The organism is Amycolatopsis vastitatis, assembly GCF_002234595.1.
Classification (GTDB): Bacteria; Actinomycetota; Actinomycetes; order Mycobacteriales; family Pseudonocardiaceae; genus Amycolatopsis; species Amycolatopsis vastitatis.
In genome coordinates this window covers 78,090-99,908 of sequence record NZ_NMUL01000045.1, presented here as the reverse complement: position 1 = coordinate 99,908, position 21,819 = coordinate 78,090, and the positions used below count along the sequence as shown (strand labels likewise).

At 71.2% G+C, this 21,819-nt stretch carries 19 protein-coding genes; 10 read left to right on the top strand and 9 right to left on the bottom strand.

The window, feature by feature from the left end; all coding sequences use genetic code 11:
• The first annotated feature begins 6 nt into the window (after window positions 1-6).
• Complete coding sequence (locus CF165_RS37800; RefSeq protein ID WP_093952397.1) at window positions 7-624, top strand: hypothetical protein; 618 nt, start codon at window positions 7-9, stop codon at window positions 622-624.
• Here the strand turns inward: CF165_RS37800 and CF165_RS37795 are convergent.
• The 5 genes from CF165_RS37795 to CF165_RS37775 all read right to left on the bottom strand — a co-directional run bounded on the left by CF165_RS37795 (window position 621) and on the right by CF165_RS37775 (window position 4,749).
• Window positions 621-1,358: an SDR family NAD(P)-dependent oxidoreductase gene (locus tag CF165_RS37795; protein WP_093952396.1), complete on the bottom strand. Its 738-nt coding sequence runs from the start codon at window positions 1,356-1,358 to the stop codon at window positions 621-623. The two genes, CF165_RS37800 and CF165_RS37795, sit on opposite strands and share 4 nt — an antisense overlap.
• Before the next feature lie 76 nt (window positions 1,359-1,434).
• Window positions 1,435-2,298, bottom strand: coding sequence for an amino acid ABC transporter permease (locus CF165_RS37790; RefSeq protein WP_093952395.1), 864 nt, complete (start codon window positions 2,296-2,298; stop codon window positions 1,435-1,437).
• Window positions 2,295-2,942, bottom strand: coding sequence for an amino acid ABC transporter permease (locus CF165_RS37785; protein WP_093952394.1), 648 nt, complete (start codon window positions 2,940-2,942; stop codon window positions 2,295-2,297). Before CF165_RS37785 ends, CF165_RS37790 begins: the two co-directional genes overlap by 4 nt.
• Before the next feature lie 97 nt (window positions 2,943-3,039).
• Complete coding sequence (locus CF165_RS37780) at window positions 3,040-3,966, bottom strand: glutamate ABC transporter substrate-binding protein (protein ID WP_093952393.1); 927 nt, start codon at window positions 3,964-3,966, stop codon at window positions 3,040-3,042.
• A gap of 54 nt (window positions 3,967-4,020) precedes the next feature.
• The gene (locus CF165_RS37775) at window positions 4,021-4,749 is read right to left on the bottom strand and encodes an amino acid ABC transporter ATP-binding protein (protein WP_205661078.1); all 729 of its coding nucleotides are present in this window, start codon (window positions 4,747-4,749) and stop codon (window positions 4,021-4,023) included.
• A 278-nt stretch (window positions 4,750-5,027) separates the two neighbouring features.
• Between CF165_RS37775 and CF165_RS37770 the strand changes: the two genes are divergently transcribed.
• Window positions 5,028-5,702 (top strand): response regulator transcription factor, encoded by a 675-nt coding sequence (locus CF165_RS37770; protein ID WP_167441694.1) that lies wholly within the window; start codon window positions 5,028-5,030, stop codon window positions 5,700-5,702.
• Window positions 5,703-5,707: 5 nt separating this feature from the next.
• Window positions 5,708-7,105, top strand: a complete 1,398-nt coding sequence (locus tag CF165_RS37765; protein ID WP_093952390.1) for a sensor histidine kinase — start codon at window positions 5,708-5,710, stop codon at window positions 7,103-7,105.
• On the opposite strand, the gene CF165_RS37760 is transcribed toward CF165_RS37765, so the two are convergent.
• Both CF165_RS37760 and CF165_RS37755 read right to left on the bottom strand, forming a co-directional pair.
• Complete coding sequence (locus CF165_RS37760; protein WP_093952389.1) at window positions 7,102-8,022, bottom strand: TAXI family TRAP transporter solute-binding subunit; 921 nt, start codon at window positions 8,020-8,022, stop codon at window positions 7,102-7,104. The two genes, CF165_RS37765 and CF165_RS37760, sit on opposite strands and share 4 nt — an antisense overlap.
• A 63-nt stretch (window positions 8,023-8,085) precedes the next feature.
• A complete protein-coding gene (locus tag CF165_RS37755; protein WP_167441689.1) occupies window positions 8,086-8,439 on the bottom strand; it encodes a winged helix-turn-helix transcriptional regulator in 354 nt (117 codons plus the stop codon).
• Window positions 8,440-8,531: 92 nt separating this feature from the next.
• Between CF165_RS37755 and CF165_RS37750 the strand changes: the two genes are divergently transcribed.
• A complete protein-coding gene (locus CF165_RS37750) occupies window positions 8,532-9,026 on the top strand; it encodes a DUF1579 domain-containing protein (RefSeq protein ID WP_240521958.1) in 495 nt (164 codons plus the stop codon).
• Entirely contained in the window at window positions 9,023-10,087 is a 1,065-nt protein-coding gene (locus tag CF165_RS37745; protein WP_093952388.1) for an LLM class flavin-dependent oxidoreductase, read from the top strand. Before CF165_RS37750 ends, CF165_RS37745 begins: the two co-directional genes overlap by 4 nt.
• A gap of 9 nt (window positions 10,088-10,096) precedes the next feature.
• Here the strand turns inward: CF165_RS37745 and CF165_RS37740 are convergent, their stop codons facing one another.
• On the bottom strand, window positions 10,097-12,061 hold the full coding sequence (locus CF165_RS37740) for a hypothetical protein (RefSeq protein ID WP_093952387.1): 1,965 nt from the start codon (window positions 12,059-12,061) through the stop codon (window positions 10,097-10,099).
• Window positions 12,062-12,289: 228 nt separating this feature from the next.
• On the opposite strand from CF165_RS37740, the gene CF165_RS37735 reads away from it, so the two are divergent.
• The 5 genes from CF165_RS37735 to CF165_RS37715 all read left to right on the top strand — a co-directional run bounded on the left by CF165_RS37735 (window position 12,290) and on the right by CF165_RS37715 (window position 20,923).
• Window positions 12,290-13,399 (top strand): ROK family protein, encoded by a 1,110-nt coding sequence (locus CF165_RS37735; protein WP_093952448.1) that lies wholly within the window; start codon window positions 12,290-12,292, stop codon window positions 13,397-13,399.
• Between the two features lie 167 nt (window positions 13,400-13,566).
• Window positions 13,567-14,523, top strand: coding sequence for a carbohydrate ABC transporter permease (locus CF165_RS37730; RefSeq protein WP_093952386.1), 957 nt, complete (start codon window positions 13,567-13,569; stop codon window positions 14,521-14,523).
• Between the two features lie 27 nt (window positions 14,524-14,550).
• Complete coding sequence (locus CF165_RS37725) at window positions 14,551-15,390, top strand: carbohydrate ABC transporter permease (protein WP_093952385.1); 840 nt, start codon at window positions 14,551-14,553, stop codon at window positions 15,388-15,390.
• 36 nt (window positions 15,391-15,426) lie between these two features.
• Entirely contained in the window at window positions 15,427-16,740 is a 1,314-nt protein-coding gene (locus CF165_RS37720; RefSeq protein ID WP_093952384.1) for an ABC transporter substrate-binding protein, read from the top strand.
• Window positions 16,741-16,747: 7 nt separating this feature from the next.
• Window positions 16,748-20,923 (top strand): glycoside hydrolase family 38 N-terminal domain-containing protein, encoded by a 4,176-nt coding sequence (locus CF165_RS37715; RefSeq protein ID WP_093952383.1) that lies wholly within the window; start codon window positions 16,748-16,750, stop codon window positions 20,921-20,923.
• A 103-nt stretch (window positions 20,924-21,026) separates the two neighbouring features.
• On the opposite strand, the gene CF165_RS37710 is transcribed toward CF165_RS37715, so the two are convergent.
• Entirely contained in the window at window positions 21,027-21,755 is a 729-nt protein-coding gene (locus CF165_RS37710) for a protein kinase domain-containing protein (RefSeq protein ID WP_093952382.1), read from the bottom strand.
• Between the last annotated feature and the right edge of the window lie 64 nt (window positions 21,756-21,819).

Sequence of the window (21,819 nt, the reverse complement as noted above, 5' to 3'; positions counted from 1 at the left end):
GCAGGAATGTCATACGGATTCGTCCGGCTGTACCGGCGCGACTGGTCACCGGAACAGGTGCGCCGGCGGGTGGACTCACTGGCGGCGGCGGGGATGGTGCTGAGCCATCCCCGCACCGGCCGGATCACCGCGATCAGCGGTGCGTGGGAGACCATCGGCGAGCAGGTCGAAATGGACCGCGACGGCCTGCTCGCCGCCATGGCCGGTCTCGGCGAAGAGGGGTTCACCTTCCAGTACTGGATGACCGACGACGAGGACGCCGACGTCATCTGCACGCTGAGACAGGCCGGTGACGGCGTGGTCGTCGAGGACTACGGGCTCGACGGCTTCGGCGGTCCGGTCTACCGGAAGGGACAGGACACGGTGATCCGCCGGCTGCTGGCCGAGTTCCGGGCGACCGGGCCGACCGCGGTCGGCCTGGTCGTCGACCGGTGGGGACCGTCGCAGGAAACCGACCTCGACGACATCGTGATCGGCGGTCCGACTCCGGTGACGATCACACCGGAACTGATGGTGTTGCGCCCCGAGGTCGCCCACCGGCACCCGGAGCTGCGGAACCTGGTCCCGTTCGGCGACTTCCTCGCCCGTGACACGGACGGGATCCTCGCTCTGGTCCCGGACTAACCGAGCGAGCGGCCGCCGTCGACCAGCAGGCGCTGGCCGGTGACGAAGCCCGCCTCCTCCGAGGCGAAGAAACTCACCGCCGCCGCGACATCCTCCGGGGTGCCGAGGCGGCCCGCCGGGACCGAGGCCCGGTACGCCTCCCGCTCGGCCGCCTCGACCTCCGCGTGCCGCTCCACCGGGACGAACCCCGGTGCCACCGTGTTGACCGTGATGCCGTCCGGGGCCAGCTCGCGCGCCCACGCCCGGGTCAGGCCGATCTGGGCGCTCTTGGCCGTCGCGTACGCCGAACGGCCCGGTGGCGGGCGGTCCGCGACCTCCGAATCCACGTGCACGATGCGCCCGTACCCGCGGGCGCGCATGCCGGGCAGCACCGCGTGCCCGAGCAGCACCGGCGACCGGACGAAGAAGTCCAGCTGCGCCAGGTGGTCCGGCCAGTCCACTTGGGACACCGGCGCCTCGGGCTGCGGGCCGGTCGCGTTGAGCACCAGCACACTGATCGAACCCAGCAGCGCCGTGACGGCGTCGACCAGCTCGCCGACCTGACGCCGGTCCGTCACGTCCGCGGCGAACGCCCCCGCCCGGCCGCCTTCGGCGAGGATTCCCTCCGCGGCGGTCTTCAGGTCGGCGTCGTCGTGGAGGCCGTTGACCGCGACGGCGAACCCGTCGCGGGCCAGCCGCCGGGCGATCACCCGGCCCAGGCCGCGGGAGCTGCCGGTCACCAGTGCGACATCCATGCCGCCGACGCTAGGGGAGACCCACCGGACACGACAAGGCCCCCGGGACGTGTCCCGGGGGCCTCGAACGGGTGACTCAGGCCGACGCGGCGGCGAGGGTCTCGGTCACGGGTGGCGGCGGCGCCACCACGACCTTCTTGTTGCGCCGGTTGCGCCGCTCCAGGTACGTCGCCAGCGCCGTCAGCAGCAGGCACATCACGACGTAGATCGCGGTCGCCACGATCGTGGACGGCACGATCGGCCGGCCGAACGTGCCCTGCGAGCCGATGTAGCGCGCGTAGTAGAGCAGCTCCTGGTACGTGATGATGAAGCCGAGGGCGGTGTCCTTCAGCAGCACGACCAGCTGGCTGATGATCGTCGGCAGCATCGCCCGGATCGCCTGCGGCAGCAGGACCAGGAACATCACCTGCGTCTTGCGCATACCGAGCGCGTACGCGGCTTCGCTCTGGCCCTTCGGCAGGGACTGGATGCCCGCGCGGAAGACCTCGGCGAGCACCGAGCCGTTGTACAGCGTCAGGCCGAACACCACACCGAGGAACGGGCTGGCCGGCACGCCGACGGTCGGCAGGCCGAAGTAGAACAGGAACATCAGGATCAGCGCGGGGATGGCGCGGAAGAACTCCACGACGAAGCCCGCGACCCCGCGGATCCAGGCGTGGTCGGACAGCCGCCCGGCGGCGAAGATCGCGCCGAAGATCAGGGCGAGCACGGCCGCGGCGGCGAACGCCTGGAGCGTCGAAAGCACCGCACCGACCAGGTCGCGCTGCACCTGCGCGTACTGCAGCCACTCCCACTTGCGGGCGGTGAACTGGCTGCTGTCGTAGAAGCGCCACCCGATGTAGCCGATGAACGCGAGCACCACGAGCGTGCCGACCACCGCGTACGTGCGGTACCGCAGCCGCGCTTTCGGGCCCGGGACGTCGAACAGGACGTTGGTCATCGGGCCACGCTCCAGCGCTTCTCCAGGCTGCGTTGGACGAACGACAGCACGGCGACCAGGATGATGAAGCCGAGCGCGACCCAGAGCAGGCCGATCAGCTGGTTCTCCCCGCGTTCGGACAGGTACGAGCGGATCGCGCCGGCCTCCGCGACGGAGAAACCGGCGGCGATGGTGGTGTTCTTCAGCAACGCGATCAGGGTGCTGATCAGCGGCGGCACGACCGAGCGCAGCGCCTGCGGCAGCACGACCTGGCCGAGGATCTGACCGAAGGTCAGCCCCAGCGCCCGGCCTGCCTCGGCCTGGCCGACCGGCACGGTGTTGATGCCCGAGCGCACGACCTCGCAGATGAACGCCGAGGTGTACACGGTCAGGGCGGTCACCGCGGCCGGGAAGTAGTCGAGCTTGACGATGTCCAGCAGCGGGTACGCGAACACGAAGAACGCGAACACCAGGGTGAGCGGGGTGTTCCGGGCGATGGTCACGTACGCCGTGCCGACAGCGCGGAAGACGGGGACCGGGCTCACCCGCAGCATGGCCAGGATCGTGCCCCAGACCAGCGCGCCGACGGCCGAGAGCAGGAACAGTTCGATCGTGGTGAGGAAGAACGGACCGAACAGGTCCAGGTTGTTGAGCAGGACGTCCATGGAGCCTTCCCCGCGTCCGTTTGCCAGAGGTGGTCAGGTGGTGGATGGAGAAGGCCGGTGGACCGGGAAGCCCGATCCACCGGCCGTCACGCGAACGTCAGTACTTCTCGAGGGTCGGGACCTTGGCCTCCGAGCCCGACTTGCCGAGGGTGGCGTCGTAGATCTTCTTCCACGTGCCGTCGTCGATCGCCTTCTGCAGGATGTCGTTGACCTTGTCGCGCAGTACCTTGTCGTCCTTGTTGAGGCCGATGCCGTACTTCTCGGTCGAGAACGTCTTGCCGACGACCTTCAGGTTGTCCGGGTCCTGCGCGGCGTAGCCCTTCAGGATCGCGTCGTCGGTCGTGACCGCGTCGACGTCCTTCGACAGCAGCTTCTCGACGCACTGCGAGTACTTCTGGAACTCGACGATGTTGTTCGGCTCGGTCAGGTTCTGCGAGCGGACCTTCTGGATCGGGGTCGAGCCGGTGACCGAGCAGACCTTCTTGCCCTTCAGGGTCTCCGGGCCGGTGATCGAGCTGTCGTCCTTGCGCACCAGCAGGTCCTGGCCCGCGAGGAAGTACGGCCCGGCGAAGGAGACCAGCCCCTTGCGCTTGTCGGTGATCGAGTAGGTGCCGACGTAGTAGTTCACGTCGCCGTTCGCGATCGTCTGCTCACGGGCGCCCGAGTCGACCGTGCGGAAGGTGATCTTCTCCGGGTCGAAGCCGAGGCCGGCCGAGACGAGCTTCGCGATCTCGATGTCGAAGCCGCCGAACTTGCCGGTCGTCGGGTCCTTCAGACCCAGGCCGGGCTGGTCGTCCTTGGCGCCGACGGTCAGCGCGCCCGCCGACTTCATCTTGGCGAACACCGGGGAGCCGGCCAGGTCGACGCCGGTCGCCACCGGGTAGCTCAGCGCCGCGGGGGCGTTCGAGCCGCTCTGGTCGCCCGAGCCCGGCGTGGCCGGCGTGCCTTCCTTGCCGCAGGCGGTCAGCGTGGTCAGCGCCAGGCCACCGGCGAGCAGTCCCACCGCGAGGGTGCGGATCCTCATGTGAATCTCTCCTGTGTGTCGTCACCCGGACGCCGACGGCGCCGCGGAACGTTCTCAGTGGGTAAGGATCTTGCCGAGGAAGTCCTTCGCGCGCTCGCTCTTCGGCGCGGTGAAGAACTCTTCCGGCGTCGTGTCCTCGACGATCTCGCCGTCGGCCATGAAGATCACCCGATCGGCTGCCCGCCGGGCGAACCCCATCTCGTGGGTGACGACGAGCATCGTCATGCCGTCCTTGGCCAGGCCCGTCATCACGTCGAGGACCTCCTGGACCATCTCCGGGTCCAGCGCCGACGTCGGCTCGTCGAACAGCATGACCTTGGGCCGCATCGCCAGCGCCCGCGCGATGGCGACGCGCTGCTGCTGACCGCCCGAAAGCTGGGCCGGGTACTTGTCCGCCTGGTTGGCGATGCCGACGCGCTCCAGCAGTTCCATCGCCGTCTTGCGGGCTTCGGCCTGGCCGACCTTGCGGACCCTGACCGGCGCGAGCATGACGTTCTCGACGATGGTCTTGTGCGCGAACAGGTTGAACGACTGGAACACCATGCCGACGTCGGCCCGCAGCGCGGCCAGCGCCTTGCCCTCGGCGGGCAGCGGGACGCCGTCGACGGCGATCTCACCCGAGTTGATCGGCTCGAGGCGGTTGATCGCCCGGCACAGGGTCGACTTGCCCGACCCCGACGGGCCCAGCACCACGACGACCTGGCCGCGGGGCACCTCGAGCGTGATCTCCCTGAGCACGTGCAGGTCGCCGAAGTACTTGTTCACGGCGGCCGCCTTGATCATCGGCGCCGCCACCTCCGCGGTCATCTGGCCTCCAGGGTCGTTCGTGCAAATCGGGCATGGGTCACCACGCGATGGCGAGAACCTACCGTTGTCGTACCGGCTGGCAAGGCCGCTTGAGCAATACTTAGGGTTTCAACTGAGTATCGATGTCCTTTTTGGGGGGTGTCCACCCGAAGTCACGGGGAGTGACCGTCCGGGTGGCCGGTGCGGGGGCCGCCCGGACGTCCTAGAGTTCGCCATACCGGCCGGTGGAGCAGGTCACCATGGGAGGCGGACGGGTGCGGGTGCTGCTGGTGGAGGACGACGACCGGGTCGCGGGTGCGCTCATCCCGGCGCTGACCCGCCGCGGCCTGGCGATCGCCCGGCTGGCCACCGGCGCCGGCGTCCTCGACCGGGTGCACGAGGTCGACGTCATCCTGCTCGACCTCGGCCTGCCCGACATCGACGGCGTGACGCTCTGCCGCCAGATCCGGGCGGTCAGTGACGTCGCGATCATCGTCGTGTCGGCGCGCGGCGAGGTCGACGACCGGATCCAGGGCCTGCGCGCGGGCGCCGACGACTACCTCGTCAAGCCCTACGACGTCGAGGAGCTGATGGCCAGGGTCGAAGCCGTGCGCCGCCGCCGCGGGGAGCACCCGGCCGCCGAGCCGGTGGTGATCCGCGTCGGGGACGTCAGCGTCGACCTGTCCCGGCACGAGGTACTGGTCGACGGGCGGACGGTCGCGTTGTCCCGCAAGGAGTTCCAGGTGCTCGCGCTGGTGGCGGGCGCCCGCGGCGCGGTGTGCTCGCGTGAGCACGTGCTCACCGAGGTGTGGGGGCACCGCGGGCCCGCGGAGAGCCGTTCGCTGGACGTCCACGTCGCGACGCTGCGGACGAAGCTGGGCCGCCCGGCGCTGATCGAGACGGTCCGCGGGGTCGGCTACCGGCTCGGCGGCCAGGTCGCGCGGAGCTGAGGGGCGTGCGCGTCCGGTTGCAGGGCATCGTGCTGACGCTGGTGGCGTTGCTGGTGTTCGGCCTGGGCATCCCGCTGGCCCGCAGCATCGCCGCCGGCGCGCAGCAGGACCTGTTCCTCGACCGGCTGACCGACACCGCGCGGTTCGCGTCGCTGGCGCAGCGGCCCTTGCTGGACAACAAGCCGACGCTGATCGAGCCCGACCTGCACCGCTACACCGAGGTGTACGGCGTCCAGGTGCTGGTCTTCGACCAGGACGGCAGGCAGGTGGCCAGCGCGCTGGGGCCGAACGGCGCGCGGCTCGACAGCCACGCCGAACGGATCACCGGTCCGGTCCACGAGGCACTGGCCGGGCGCCGCTCCCAGCCCGGCGGCGTGCTGATGCCGTGGGACGCCACGCCGCTGGTGCTCGCCGAACCGGTGCTCGCCGACGGCGAGGTGCACGGCGCGGTGGTGACCGTGTCCGACACCGGGACCGAACGGGCCGACGTGCTGTGGTGGTGGCTGCTGCTCGCCGCAGGCGGAATCCTCGCCTTCACGCTGGCGCTGGCCGTGGCGGTCCCGGTGGTCCGGTGGATCCTGCGGCCGGTGCAGCGGCTCGACGACGCGACCGGCGCGCTCGTGGCGTCCGTGGTCAGCGGGCGGGAGGCCGAGCCGGTGGGGGAGAGCGGCGGGCCACCGGAGCTGCGGCAGCTCGGCCGCTCCTTCGATCGGATGGCCGAAAGCGTGTCCGGTGCGCTGGCCGCGCAACGCGCGTTCGTCGCCGATGCCTCCCACCAGCTGCGCAACCCGCTGACGGCGCTGAAGATCCGGCTGGGCAACCTCGAAGGGCACGTCGACGACGAGCCGGCGGCCGCCGACCTGGAGGCCGCGCGGGTCGACGCGGGGCGGCTGCACCAAATCCTGGACGGGCTGCTGTCGATGGCCCGCGCCGAGGCGTCCGGTGGCGAGCTGGACCCGGTGGTGCTCGACGACGTCGTCGCCGAGCGGGTCGCCGACTGGTCGGTGGTCGGGCAGGCGCGGGACGTCCGGCTGGTCGTCGACACCGACGGCGGTGGCGCGCGGGTGTGCGTGCCGCCGCGCGGCGCCGAGACGATCCTGGACGCGCTGCTCGACAACGCGCTGAAGTTCACCGCGGCCGGCACGGAGATCCGGGTCGCCGTCGAGCGCGACGGCGACGGGGTGCGCCTGTCGGTGCGCGACCACGGGCCGGGGCTGCGGCCCGACGAGCTCGACCGCGCGCGGGACCGGTTCTGGCGCAGCCCCGCCCACCAGAACGTGCCCGGCTCGGGACTGGGCCTGGCGATCGTCAGCGAGCTCGTCGCGCACTCCGGCGGCGAACTCGAGCTGGACCTGCCCGAAGGCGGCGGCCTCCGGATCACGATGACGTTCCCGGCGGCTTAGGTCTTCGCCGCCCGGTAGTAGCGGAGCGCCCCGGGGTGCAGGGGGAGTGGCTGGGTCTCGATGCCGGGGTGCACGTCGATCGACAGCGCCGCCGAGTTGGCCTTGGCGAGCTGGCGCCGGGCGTCGAACAGGCCGCGGACCAGCGCCTCGGCGACGTCGGCGTTCATCGACTGCCGCACCAGCAGGAAGTTCGGCACCACCAGCGTGGTCACCGGCGCGGTCTGGGCGTAGGTACTCGCGGGGATGGTCGCGGTGCCGTAGACCTGGCTGAGCGCCCGCATCTTCGGCATCACGTCGGCGACGTCGACCAGCCGCAGCCGGTTCTGGTATTTCACGATCCGCGGCGTCGGCAGCCCGCCGGACCAGAAGAACGCGTCGACCTCGCCGCGCAGCAGCGCGCCGATGGAGTCGTCGAGGCCGAGGCGGGTCTTGCTGACCGAGCCGGTCAGGTCGGCCGCGTCGAGCAACTTGTCCGCGATGTACTCGACGCCGGAGGCCGGCGAGCCGATCGCGATGCGGTGGCCGCGCAGCTGGTCCACCGACCGGATGTCGGACTCGGTGCGGACCACGATGTGCAGGTAGTCGTCGTGGATCCGGGCGAGCGCGGCCAGTTCGGGGTGGGTCTTGTATTGCTCCTCGGCCACGTCGGCGGCGACGAAGGCGACGTCGACCTGGCCGGCCAGCACCCGGTTGACGTTGTCGGGCGAGCCCTGGGTCTGCAGCACCTGCGGCCGTTCGATGTCCAGGTCGGCCTGCCAGGCCGTCGCGAGAGTCTGGGCGAGCCCGTCGTAGACGCCGCCGGGGTTGCCGCCGGCGATCCGCAGCCGGAGGTTCCCGAAGCCGCCGGTGCAGGCGGAGAGGATCAGCAGCAGGGCGGCCGCCATCGCGAGTCCGCGCGTCCGCCCGGTCCTGGCCATGGGCCGATCGTGCCAGACTTCGCGCCTTCCGGGCAGCTCAGCCGCCGAAAGTGCCGGCGGATCTCAACCGGGTTCTCCGGCCTGGTGCGCCGCCCAGTCGGCGCTCCACACCTTGACCGCGTCCAGCACCGGCCCCAGCCGCGAACCGATGCCCGTGAGCGTGTACCGGACCTCGACCGGCCGGGCGACCGTCACCACCCGCTCGACGACTCCGGCCAGCTCGAGCTCCTTGAGCCGCTGGGAAAGCATCGCGTCGGTGATCCGGGGGATGCGTTCCCGCAACTCGTTGAACCGCAACGCGCCCGAGCGCAGCTGATCCAGGATCACGCCGGTCCACCGGCGGCCGATCAGCTCGATGGCCGTGTGGAAGTCGGGGCGCTCGGTCGCGGGCCCCGGCTCTTCGCGTTTCGCCTCCATGTCATCGAGCACATTAGGAGGCTCTGACTTTCGTTGCCAACTATGTTTTCCATAGTGTACTTTGAAAATTGAAGCTACTAGGGAGGAACCTCATGACATCCGATCCGGCCGAGACCCTCGCCCCGGTGCCGCACGAGCGCCTGCGGGAGCTGGACTTCTTCCTGGGCGGCTGGGACGCGCCCGGTGTCTTCCACGAAACCCCGTTCGGCCCGCGCAAGCCGATCCGGATGCGGATCGACGGCGTCCGTGAGCAGCGCGGCTTCTGGATCACGTTGGGCACGGCCGAACTGCCGACACCGGAGAACCCGGCCCCGCTGAGTGCCCGCTACGTGTGGGGTTACGACCCGGCCGCCGGCGAATTCGTCGCCGACTGGTACGACAGCAACGGCGGACGCGCGGTCCAGCGCTCCGCGGGCTGGGCGGGCGACCGGTTGCGGTTCCTGGGAACCATCACGATGAACGGCGCCACCGTGCCCCTGCGCGACACGTTCACGCGCCGGGGCGCCGACGCGTACCACCACGTGGGCGAAATCGACCTCGGCGAGGGCTGGATCCCGGTCGACGAAGAGGAAGCGGTCCGGGCGTGAGCCGGCCGGTCGACATCGGGATCGCGTCGCTGGCCGACGTGCAGCCGGTCACCGTGGACGGCACTCGTCGCACGCACCAGGGCCGCGTCGAACAGATCGTGTCGCTCGCCGTGCAGGCCGACGAACTCGGGCTCGATCACTTCGGGCTGGGCGAGCACCACAACCCCGGCTTCGCGGTGTCCTCACCGGCCGTCGTGCTGGCCGCGATCGCATCCAGGACGACCCGGTTGCGGCTGACCAGTTCCGTCACGACCCTGGGCGCCCTCGATCCGGTCCGGGTCTACCAGGACTTCGCCACGCTCGACCTGCTGAGTGCGGGCCGCGCCGAGATCACCGCGGGCCGCAGCGCCTACCCCGAGCCGTTCCGGCTCTTCGGCTTGCCCCTCAGCCACTACGACGACGCGTTCGAGGAGAAACTCGAGCTGCTGCTGAAGATCCGGGCACGACCGGCCGTCACCTGGCAGGGCCGGTTCCGTGCTCCGCTCGATGACGCGGCGGCGATCCTGCCGAGGGCCGTGCAAGAGCCCTTGCCAGTGTGGCTGGGCGTCGGGGGAACCCCGGCCAGCGCGGCCCGCGCCGGAAGACTGGGACTGCCGATGATCCTGGGATACATCGGCGGGACGCCCACGGAACTGCGCCGGCTGGCGGACGTCTACCGCGAGGCCGGCGACCGTTCCGGGCACGCGAACGACCTGCGGCTGGGCGTCGCGCTGCACTACCTCGGCGCGCCGAGCACGCGGGAGGCAACGTCGACCTATCCGTACTACCGGGACTTCCTGCGCCCCAAGCACCCTGGTGGCGGTGGCTTCCTGGTCACGGCCGAGCAGTTCGAGCTGGGGATGCGGGCCGGACAGCACCTGATGATCGGGACCGCCGAGCACGTCTCGGCCAAGCTCGCGGAGCTGCACGACGTGCTGCGGTTCGACCGGGTGCAGGCTCTGGTCGACTGGGGCGGGTTGCCGGCCGAGGCGGTGGTGGAATCGCTGCACCGGCTGGGCGAAGAGATAGCACCGGCACTACGCCGGCACGTCGGCGAACGCACGCCAGCACAGGCGGGGTGACCGGCTCGGTCATGGATGCGCCGTCAACCGGAGGACTGGTTCCCCGTCCGCGTCACCCGCGGGATCGCCGGCGACGACGGAGAATCCCGGCGCCTCGATGAGCAGGCCGCCGGCCGTGTCCCGGACCTCGACGGTGAACGGGACGTCGCCGTGCGGGCCGTACCGCACCGCGAAGACCGACGACCCCGGCGGAGAATCGGGAAGCGGGCCTGCGAGGACGTGGTTCGTGTCGGTCACCCGGTGCCAGCCCGCGTCCGGGTTTCCGTAGCCGCGGGGGTCGTCGGCCAGGGAGAACGCCAGCTGCTCCTGGGTCAGGCCGATCGTTTCCGGGCTGCTGAAGCTCGTTCGCCCCGCCGGGGGGTTGACCACCCGCAACGTCGCACCCGAGGTGATGGCCATGCTGCCCGCGAGGAGCGTTCCGGCCGTGTGCAGGACCGCGCCCGGTGTACCGAGGTCGAACGGTGCTCCGCCCGGCTCCGCCACGGTGACGATCTTGCGCTGACCAGCTTCCGTTTCCTCGACGTAGGGCAGCCCGGCGAGGAACTCGCACTCCGCCGGGACCACGGCGAACAGCGTCACCCGCCGTCCGTCGGTCACGAACAGCTGCTGGACGCTCAGCATCACCTGCTCGCGGGTGACCACCGCCTTGGTCACCAGCCGCGCGGCGAGGTCGCCGTCCCGGGCGTCGCGGACGCGGAGCGGGCCGAGCGCGCGGGTGAGCAGCGTCCGGTGGCCGTCGGCGTAGCGCAGGACCGGGCCGATCCCGTGCTGGCCCGCCACCACGGACTCGATGACGACGGCGCGTCCGGCGTCGATCAGGTACGGCGTGTGGCTGCCCGTCAGTGACACCGACGCGGCGCGGTGGCGCAGCGAATACGGTGTCGTGACGGGGAAAGCCGGTGTCCGGTGCCACTTGCTGTCGTCCTGGTACAGCCAGACGGTCGTGAACGCGAAATGCCCGCTGGGCGCCCCGGTTTTCGCCACCGGGTAGTAGGTGACGCGGCGGTCGGCGAGGTAGCGGCCGAGGTCGGTCTCGAGGTGGGCGCTGAAGTACCGGAGGCCCAGCATGCCTTCGGCACCGCAGTGCTGCTCGCTGTACCGCGGCCCGCCGTAGTCGAAGCCCCGCGCGGAGAGGCGGCAGTCGAGGTGCCGGGCGATTTCCGCGCCGTCGTCGAGGAACAGCCGGTCGCCGGTCACCCGGTGGGCCTGGGCCAGGAAGGACAGCGAGATCGGCAGGTAGTTCTGGTCATGGCCGGCGCCGTGCTCCGCCGGCAGCGCGAACCCGCGGTCGGTCAGCCGCGCCGGCCGGATCACGTCGGTGTAGAGCCGCATGGCCGTCGTGGTGACGCGTTTGCCTTCGCGCTCGCGGGAAACCCAGCCGAGGTGGCGGCCGAGCATCAGGCCCGCGACGACCGCGCCGATCGCCTGGTTCGCCGTCTGCTGGGGGTTGACCATGCTCGCTTCGGTCAGCCACCGCCAGTAGCCCAGCGCCAGCTCGGTCACCTCGGCGTACTGCTCGTCCGTGAGCAGGCCCTCGCCGAGCTCCAGGACGTTGACCGCGTGCAGCATCGCCCACACCGTGCTCGGCCAGTCGCCGAAGGGGTGTTCGCCGTCCCCGGGCATGTACCGCGCGTACGGCAGGCCGCTGTTCCGGACGCGGAGGAACGGCTCGCCGGGGTTGTCGTGCCGGTACACCCGGTTCGCCAGGAAGAAGTCCAGGCCGCGGCGTACCGCGCCGGGGAACGCGGGATCGTCCGGCGGCCGGCGCCGCCAGGCCAGGCAGAGCAGGGAGATCACGCCGAGGGCCATGTCCCCGATGTCGTCGTCGGCCGCGGGGTCCTCGAAGTTGCCGTCGGGCTGCTGGGCGGCCAGCGCGGCGGTGACCGCGTCCGCGAGGACCGCGTCCAGGTGCGCCGGATCGTCGGGAAGGTCGTGCGCGCTCGCGTGCTGGCTCGGCAGCAGGATCGGGTTCATCCGCTTCGCAGCCTCCCTGCCGCCCTGGGCGCCGGACCGGTCGATGTGGTCAGGAAGCGCTTTCCCGGAAAACTTGCCCATTGTGGACCGGAAAAGCGATGATGCGGCTGGGACCCGCACTTGGTTAAGTAGTAAACAAACGAACGCCCGCGTTGTCAACGGACCGGCTCCCGGACGCGCGGGCCATGGGTGGCATTCGACAGTTTCACCGGGGGAAAGTGGGTGCAGATGGCGAAAACGGGCATCGGCGACCGCGCGGGCGAGGTCTTCGCCGCGCTGGCGGCCGCCGGTCAGGCCACCCGGCCACAGCTCGCGGTGGCCTGCGGGCTCTCGAAACCGACGGTGTCCCTGGTGATGGCGGAACTGGAGGCCGCGGGGCTCGCCGAGCGCAGTGGCAGCTCGGCGGGGGCCACCGGGCGGACGGCGGCGGTCTACCGGCTGGGCCCCCGGGCGGGGTACGTGCTGGCGGTCGACCGGGGATCGACGCAGGTGGCCTTGCGCGCGACCGGGCTCGACGGGGAGCTCCTCGACGAGGACCACACCTCGCGGCCCGCTTCCGCGGCCGCGATGGTCCAGGCGGCACTTGGGCGCGGAGGTGCGCGAGGCCCGCTTCGCGCCGTGGTCGTGGCGGTGTCCGAAGTGGTTTCCCCGCCCGGACGGGGTGATCCGGCGACCATGGCGCGGGTCCGGGACGTCGTGGCCGCGCTCGGGCTGCCCGACGGCGCGGCTGTCCGCACCGAGAACAACGTCAACTGCGCGGCGATCGCCGAACTGGCCGAAGGCGCGGGCACCGACCACGACAGCTTCGTGTACCTGCAGGTCGGCGTGGCGATCGGGGCCGGGGTGGTGATCGGGCGACGGCTCGTCCGGGGGGCCAGCGGCGCGGCCGGGGAGGTCGCGCGCCTGGCGTACCCGTGGGCGGACGACCGGTCGCCCGCCCCGGAGGCCCTGGAAGCGCGGCTCGGTTCGCGGGCGCTGCTGCGCCGGGCCCGCGGCCGCTGGGCCGGACGGCCGGATCCGGCGCCGAAGACGGCCGCCGCGCTGTTCGCGCTGGCGGAGAAGGGCGACCCGGTTGCCCTGGAGATCGTGGGGGAACACGCCGAAGCCGTGGGGAACCTCGCCGCGTCGCTGTGCGCGGTCGTCGACCCGGGCCTGGTGGTGCTCGGCGGCGGCGTGGGACGCAACCGGCTGCTCCTGCCCGGTGTCGTCGCCACCGTCGATCGGCTGAGCTGGCCGACCGAGGTCGTGGTGAGCGAGCTGGGTGCGCGCGCGACCGTGCTCGGCGCCGCGCACCTGGCCAGGGAAAGAGGCATCGGCGCGGTGGTGGCCGAGGGCTGAACGGCGGTGCGTTGACAGCGGCGGACGGCGCTGCCTAGAGTGCCGAGAAAGCGCTTCCAGCTCCCTGGGACGGAACCACTGGAACCGCGTGCGTCGGAAGAGTGCCACGGCAGCCGCCCGTCTTTCAGGGGCACTGCCGGTCCACGCTGGAGTCCCGGGAGCAGCCGATGTCAGCCGAAGCAGCAACGCACCCCGTCGAAGCCGGGGTCCCGCCGGCGGCGAAAACCACGCCCGCCGGGCGACGCCGGAAGCGGCACCGGGACAACCTGGCGGCGTACGCCTTCCTGTCGCCGTGGTTCCTCGGCATCTTCGGGTTCGTCCTGATCCCGATGGGATATTCGCTCTACCTGTCGCTGACGAAGTTCGACCTGCTGAGCTCGCCGCAGTGGGTCGGCTTCCAGAACTACCTGGCGATGTGGCAGGACGAGAAGTTCCTGCACTCGGTCAAGGTCACGCTCACCTACGTCTTGTTCTCCGTGCCGCTCAAGCTCGCGGCCGCGCTCGTCGTCGCCGCGGTGCTGAACCGCGGCCTGCGCGCGCTGGGTTTCTACCGTTCGGTGTTCTACCTGCCGTCCCTGCTCGGGGCGAGCGTCGCCGTTTCGGTGATGTGGCGCCAGATCTTCTCGCAGCAGGGTCTGCTGAACCAGGTGCTGGGCTTCTTCGGCGTCCGCGGCGCGGACTGGATCGGCGACCCGCGGTTCGCGCTGTGGACCCTGGTCCTGCTGTCGGGCTGGCAGTTCGGCACGCCGATGCTGATCTTCCTCGCCGGGCTGAAACAGATCCCGAAGGACCTGTACGAGGCGGCGGAGCTGGACGGCGCCGGCCGGATCCGGGTGTTCTTCCGGATCACCGTGCCGATGCTGTCCCCGGTGATCTTCTTCAACCTGGTCCTGGAGACGATCAACGCGTTCCAGACGTTCACCCCGGCGTACGTGGTCAGCGGCGGCCTCGGCGGGCCGATCGACTCGACCATGCTGTACACGCTTTACCTCTACCGCAAGGGGTTCACGAGCCTGCAGATGGGCTACGCGTCGGCGATGGCGTGGGTCCTGTTCCTGGTGATCGGCCTCTTCACCGCGCTCTACTTCGCGTCGTCGCGGCGCTGGGTCACCTACGCGGACTGACACGCGCTCGTACCGGGAAGGACCGAGATGGCCATCAAGACCACGAAGTACCACTGGCGCGCCCACACGGTGCTGCTCGTCGCGGTCGTCGTGATGATCTACCCGCTGGTGTGGCTGGTCGGGGCGTCGTTCAAGCCGGAGAACCAGATCTTCAGCACGCTGAACCCGATCCCGTGGCACTTCACCTTCGAGAACTACCTGAGCGGCTGGACCGCGACCGGGACGTCGTTCACCGTCTACCTCACGAACTCGGCGACCATCGCGATCTGCGTGGTGATCGGCAACATCGCCTCCTGCTCGCTGGCCGCGTACGCGTTCGCCCGGCTGGACTTCGCCTTCCGCAAGATCTGGTTCGGGCTGATGCTCGGGACGCTGATGCTGCCGTTCCAGGCCACGATGATCCCGCAGTACACGATCTTCTACAAGCTGAACTGGATCAACACGTTCCTGCCGCTGGTGGTGCCGCAGCTGCTGGCGTTCGACTCGTTCTTCATCTTCCTGATGGTGCAGTTCATCCGGGGCATTCCCCGCGAACTGGACGAAGCGGCGGCCATCGACGGCGCCGGGCACGGCCGGATCTTCTTCTCGGTGATCCTCCCGCTCCTGCGGCCGGCCCTGCTGACGACCGGCGTCCTGACGTTCATCTGGACGTTCAACGACTTCCTGCGCCAACTGGTCTACCTGTCCGACAAGTCGCGCTACACCGTCCCCTTGGGACTCAACTCCTTCATCGACCGGGCGAGCGGGTCCAGCTACGGCGGAATGCTCGCGATGTCGGTGGTCACCCTCGTCCCGACGGTCGTGGTCTTCCTGGTCTGCCAGAAGCGGCTGGTCGACGGCGTGGCCAACTCCGGGATCAAAGGCTGAAAACCCCGCACTCCAGCAGCAGAAAGTGAGACCGCCATGGCACAGCACCTGTCCAGGAGGGGATTTCTCGGGATCGCCGGGGCGGGGGTGGCCTCGGCCGCGCTCGCGGGCTGCGGGTTCGCACCGCCCAGCAGCAGCGGAACCGGCGGCGGGAACAACGCGCTGACCTTCCGCTGGTGGGGCGGCAACGCCCGCAACGACGCCTACCAGAAGGCGGTGAAGATCTTCACCGACAAGACCGGGATCGCCGTCACCACCCAGTACTCCGGCTACGACGGCTACTTCGACAAGCTGAACACGGAGTTCGCCGGCGGCAACCCGCCCGACATCTTCCAGATGGACACCGCGCTCGTCAGCACCTACGCCGGCCGGAACGTGCTCACCGACCTGGGCACCTATGTCCCCGGCACGATCGGCCTGGACACCCTGTACGCGCCGGTGCGCGGTGCGGGCACGGTCAAGGGCAAGACCTACGGCGTCCCCTCCGGCTCCGGCAACGCCCCGGTGCTCTACGACAAGACGCTCTTCGACCAGCTGAAGATCTCGCCCCCGACCAACGACTGGACGTGGCAGGACTTCGGCACCATCGCCACCGAGGTCTCCAAGGCGTGGGGCCCGGACAAGTACGGCGCGCTGGACGCGTCGAAGGACCACTCGGGCGCACTGCAGCCGTGGCTGCGCCAGCGCGGCAAGGACCTCTACACCGCCGACCAGACCCTCGGGTTCGGCCCCGACGACCTGACCGAGTGGTTCACCTTCTGGGACGGGCTGCGCAAGGCCGGCGCGATCTGCCCGCCGACGCTGCTGAGCAACACCGACGCCGCGACCGGCAACCACCCGTTCATCACCGGCCAGATCGCGATGACCACCGGCTGGGGCCTGGCCCAGATGCAGCCGCTGACCCAGCACGAGCTGAAGCTGGTCGTCGTGCCCCGCGCGAACGGCAAGACGGGCCAGGCGCCGAGCGGCGGTGTCCTGCTGTGCATCCCGGTGAAGAGCAAGAACCCGGAGGGCGCGGCCAAGCTGATCAACTTCTTCCTCAACGACGACGACGCGATCAAGACGATGAAGCTGCAGCGCGGGCTCCCGCCGTCGGACAAGGCGAAGAACCTCCTCGCGCCGACCGCCACCGCCCCCGAGAAGGCGGACATGGACTTCGGCGAGTACGTGGCCGCGCAGGTCGCCAAGGACGCCCTGCCGACCGCGCCGACCGCGCCGCCGGGCTACGGCGACGTCAAGACCGCGCTCGACTCGGCGGCCAAGCAGGTCGCGTTCGGCAAGATGTCGATCGCGGCCGGCGTGACCCAGTTCTTCAGCGACGCCAAGACGGCGCTCGCCAACGCCAAGTAGGAGAAGCGTGCGCATCACCGCCGTGCGGGGCACCGACCTGTTCGTCGGCTCCGCCGCCGCGGCCCGCCAGGTGGTCCGAGTCGCGCTGAGCGGGCCGCCGGCGGTGGCGCGGATCCGCGTCGAGGGCAAGCGGGTGTTCACACCGGAGCCCGTGATCGCCGACGTCCGCCCGGACGGCGTCACCGTGGAGGTCGGCGTGGTCTTCCAGGCGCCCGAAGGCTCGACGCACCGGGTCACCGTCGTCGCGGAGTCGGCCGGGCAGCGCGTCACGGCGGAGGCGGACCTCGTCGTCGCGGAAACCGGCTGGACGATGTGGATGGTGTCGCACTTCCACTACGACCCGGTGTGGTGGAACACCCAGGCGGGCTTCACCGACACCTGGCTCGACCTGCCGCTGGCGCAGGAAAAGCGGATGAACTTCCAGCGCTCGGCGTTCGACCTCGTCCGCGCGCACCTCGAAGCCGCCCGCGACGACGAGGACTACCGGTTCGTCCTGGCCGAGGTCGACTACCTCAAACCGCACTGGGACACCTTCCCCGGCGACCGCCACGACCTGCGGCGGTTCCTCCGCGACGGCCGGATCGAGCTGGTCGGCGGCAACTACAACGAGGCCAACACGAACCTGACCCACCCGGAGTCGACGATCCGCAACGCCGTCTACGGCGTCGGCTACCAGCGGGACGTCCTCGGCGGCGACCCGCGTTCGGCCTGGATGCTCGACGTGTTCGGTCACGACCCGGCCTATCCCGGGTTGATGGCCGACGCGGGCCTGGAGTCGAGCGCCTGGGCGCGCGGGCCGTGGCACCACGTCGGGGCGAAGCGGCACACCGGCGACATCGGCCGGATGCAGTTCCCGTCGGAGTTCGAGTGGATCTCGCCGAGCGGGCGGGGGCTGCTGACCGCCTACATGGCCGACCACTACGTCGCGGGCTGGGGCATCGAGCGCCAGGACACCCTCGAAGAGGCGATGGAAGAGGCCTACCGGCAGTTCAGCACGCTGCGGCAGGTCGCCGCCACGCGCAACGTGCTGCTGCCGGTCGGCCACGACCACAACATCCCGTCGCGGTTCTGCACCGAGATCCACCGCGCCTGGAACGCCCGGTACGTCTGGCCGCGGTTCGTCGTCGGCCTGCCCCGGGATTTCTTCGCCGCGGTCCGCGCGGACGCCGCGGCGCGCGGCACGGCGATCAGCGTGCAGACCCGGGACATGAACCCGGTCTACACCGGCAAGGACGTCTCCTACATCGACACCAAGCAGGCCCAGCGCGCGGCGGAGGTCGTAGTGCTCGACGGGGAGCGGGCGGCGACTCTCGCCACCCTGCTCGGCGCGCGGTACCCGCACGAAGCCCTCGACAAGGCCTGGCGGCAGCTGGTCTACGGCGCCCACCACGACGCGATCACCGGGACCGAGTCCGACCAGGTCTACCTGGACCTGCTCACCGGCTGGCGTGAAGCGGCCGAACGCGGCGGCGAGGTCCTGGACGGTGCGATCGCCGAACTGGCCCGGCACGCCGACACGTCCGGGGAAGGCGTGGCCGTCTTCGTCCTCAACACGTTGTCCTGGACTCGCGATGCGATCACGTCGGTGACTGTGACCCCGGGGACCACGGGCGCGCGGGTGGTCGATCCGGGCGGCCGCCCGGTCCCCGCCGTCACCGACGCGGTCGTGCGGCACCCCGACGGCTCGCTCGCCGAACTCACGCTGACCTTCCTCGCGACGGCGGTTCCCGCGCTCGGCTACCGGGTCTACCGGGTCCTCGACGCGGACACCGTGCCGCCCGGGTGGACAGTCCGGCCCAGCCCGCCGTCGATCGAAAACGACGTCTTCGCCGTCGAAGCCGACCCGGCACGCGGGGGAGCGCTCAAACGCGTCCGCGACCGGCGGACCGGCCGGGAACTGCTGCGGGACGGCGGTCTCGCGGCCGGACTGGTGGTCCAGGACGAGCACGCCGAGCACCCGGTGTGGGGCGAGGGCCCGTGGCACCTGCTGCCGAAGGGACCCGGCCGCGGCCCCGGTGCGGCGGAGGTCGTCGTCGAGACCAGCCCGCTGGGGGAGCGGCTGGTCGCGACGGCGTCGCTGGACGAGCTGCGGATCACGCAGCGCACGACGCTGTGGCGCGGAGTGTCCCGTGTGGACGTTCGCACCCACGTCGACGGCTCGGTGGGCCAGGACCGGCTGCTGCGGGCCCGGTTCGACTTCGACTTGCCCGGCGCGCTCCCGGTGGCCGAGGTCGGGTTCGGGGCGATCGGCCGGTCGTTCGGCTTTCCCGACGTGGACGCCGCCGAGCACCTGTGGACGCTGGACAGCCCGGCCCACACCTGGGCCGGGCTGTCGGCGACGGCCCGCGTCGCCCTCGTCCGCGACGACGGCACCCGGACCGCGCACGCCATCGGCGTCGCCGAAGTCGTCGAGCCCCTCGAGCCCGGGCCCGAGGTCCGGGCACTGGTGGCGGTGATGGCCGCGAAGGGCGTGACAGCCACGTGCACCCGCCCGGGCGGCCCGCGCTACGGCGCCCTCGACGCCGACTCGAACCTGCCCGACGTCCGGATCGTGCTGGGCGGTGACAACCCGTTCGCCGCCGAGGTCTTCGCCGCGGCCGGGCCCGCGTACCGCGACGCGTTCGAACGGCACGGCCGGGTGTTCGTCCCGGCGACCCGGACCCGGCGCGAAGCCTGGGTGCCCGACGCCGACCTCCGGGGACCGCGCGACCTGCCGGTGCTGGTCGTCGCGGACGTCACGGCGGCCACCGACGAGCTACGCGCTGGGGTTCTTGACGTGCGGGTCCCGGATGGACTGGACGGCACTGCCGAACCCGCCGACAGTTACTCCGTCGCGGTCGTCAACCACGGCACACCCGGGTTCGTCGTCGACCCGGGCGGCACCCTGCACCTGTCGCTGCTGCGCTCGTGCAGCGGCTGGCCCAGCGGCGTGTGGATCGACGGCGAACGCCGGACCGCGCCGGACGGCTCGAGTTTCGCCTGGCAGCACTGGACCCACACCTTCGACTTCGCCGTCGTCGCCGGGGAAGGGGACTGGCGTGACGCCGGTTTCCCGCGCGGCGCACAGGAAGCCGCCCACCCGCTCCGGACCCGGCAGGTGCCCGCCGGCGGCGGCACACTGCCGTCCACGCTGAGCCTGATCGCCGTCGAACCGGCCGAAGTCGTTTTGACCGCCGCGAAAGCGGCGGGCAACCCGCTCGCCTCGGGAGCGGTGGCCGCCCCCTCGGACGCGCTCACCGTGCGGCTGTACGAGCCGGCCGGGACACCGGCCACGGCGTTCGTCTCGCTGCACGGCGGGGTGCGATCGGCCTGGCGCACCGACCTGCTCGAGGAGCGTGGCGAGCCACTGCCGGTCGACGACGGGCGGGCGCGCGTCGACCTGGGTGCCGCGGACGTGGCGACGCTCCGGCTCGAGCCCGGGGTTCGTGCTAGGGGACTTGCCGGGGAGTTCGTCCCCGCCGCCGAACCCGTGCAGCCGGTCCACACGCGGTACTGGCTGCACAACGAAGGCCCGGCGCCGGTCGGCAACCTGCCGGTCAGCGTGCACGTCACCCCGCCCCGGCTGAAGCTCGGCGAGGACGGGCGCGCCCGGTTCGACGTCACGGTCGGCTGTAGTGGCCGGCGGGCGCGCGGCCGCGTCGAGCTGGACCTGCCTCCGGGGTGGCGGGTCGAGCGAGTCCCGGACCTGGGTTACGACCTCGAGCCGGGAGAGCACGCCCGGATGGCGGTCGAGGTGCGGGGGACGGCGGCGTCCGGCCGGTACCTGCTCGCCGCCCGGATCGCCGACGACCACGGCCAGGTTCTCGAAGACACGGCCGAAATCCTGGTGGGGGCACCGCCGGTGGGCGACGACCTGGTCGACGTCACTCTCGCGACCGAGGCGATCGCGGTGGAACCGGGCGGCAGCGCGGAGCTGGTGGTGTCGCTCGCCAACCGGGCCCAGAGCGAAATCCGGGGCGGGGTGGCGGTGATCAGCCCGTTCGGCACCTGGGCGGGCGAGGTGACGATCGGCCCGCGGGTCCAGCCGTTCCGGCTCGCGGCAGCCGGCCGGACGACGGTCCCGGTCACGATCCGCGCGGCGGCCACGGCCCGCCCCGGCGCGCACTGGTGGGCCCTGGTCCGCGTGACCGCCCACGGCCGCCTGACGTACACCCCGGCGGTCGAAGTCCGCATCACCGGCTGACCCAAGCGCCCCAATGTGGCGTTCGGTGCGTTGGACGCACCCAATGTGGCGTTCGGTGCGTCCAACGCAACCAACGCCACATTGGGGCGTTTGAGACCGGGCCCTACACGCAGCGGTAGTCGCCCGCGCCGGTGCGTTTCGTCCCGCCGTCCGTACCGGTCAGCAGGACGCTCAGCAGCTCTTCGGCCGCCGCCATCGTGGGCCGGGCCGTCGGGTAGGGGTGGAGCAGCCGCAGCACGGCGTCGGTGACCGGGCCCTCCGTCCGCGGGCTGATGAGCCCGCCGTCGTACGGAGGGTGTCCTTCCAGCGCGGCGTAGAGGGTCGCGCCGAGCGAGAACACGTCCGACGGGAAGTCGGGGAAGCCGCCGTCGAGCACCTCGGGCGCGAGGTAGGCGCGCTCACCGGAGCCCGCCACGATCCCCGCGTGGCCCTCGGCCGAGATGACGACGTGGTCCGGGTCGACAGCGGCGTGCAGGACGCCCTCGTCGTGCGCCGCGGCCAGCGCGGCGGCCAGCTGGGCGCCGAACCGGGCGACGAGGCCGGGGGCGAGCGTGCCGTGCTCTTCGAGCAGTTCGGCCAGCGTCCGCGCCTCCGGGGACTCGAGCACCAGGTAGGTCTTGCTGTCCTCGTCGACGACGTCACAAATTGCCGCATTTGCCGCACGACTTGCCGCCCGCGGCACGGGGATGGTGGGTGCCGCGGGCGGCTCGTCGAACAGCGGTTTGACGGCGACGATCCGGTCGAGCCGTTCGTCCCGGGCGTGCACTGTGCCGTGCCCCGCCCGGCCGAGCAGCCGGTACCGGTCGCCGATCAGTGTCCCTTCGCGCGTCACGTCGTCGTCCCTCCGCGTCGTTCACCGTCCTGCTGGGGGATACGGCCGAAACGCGAATCCGGTT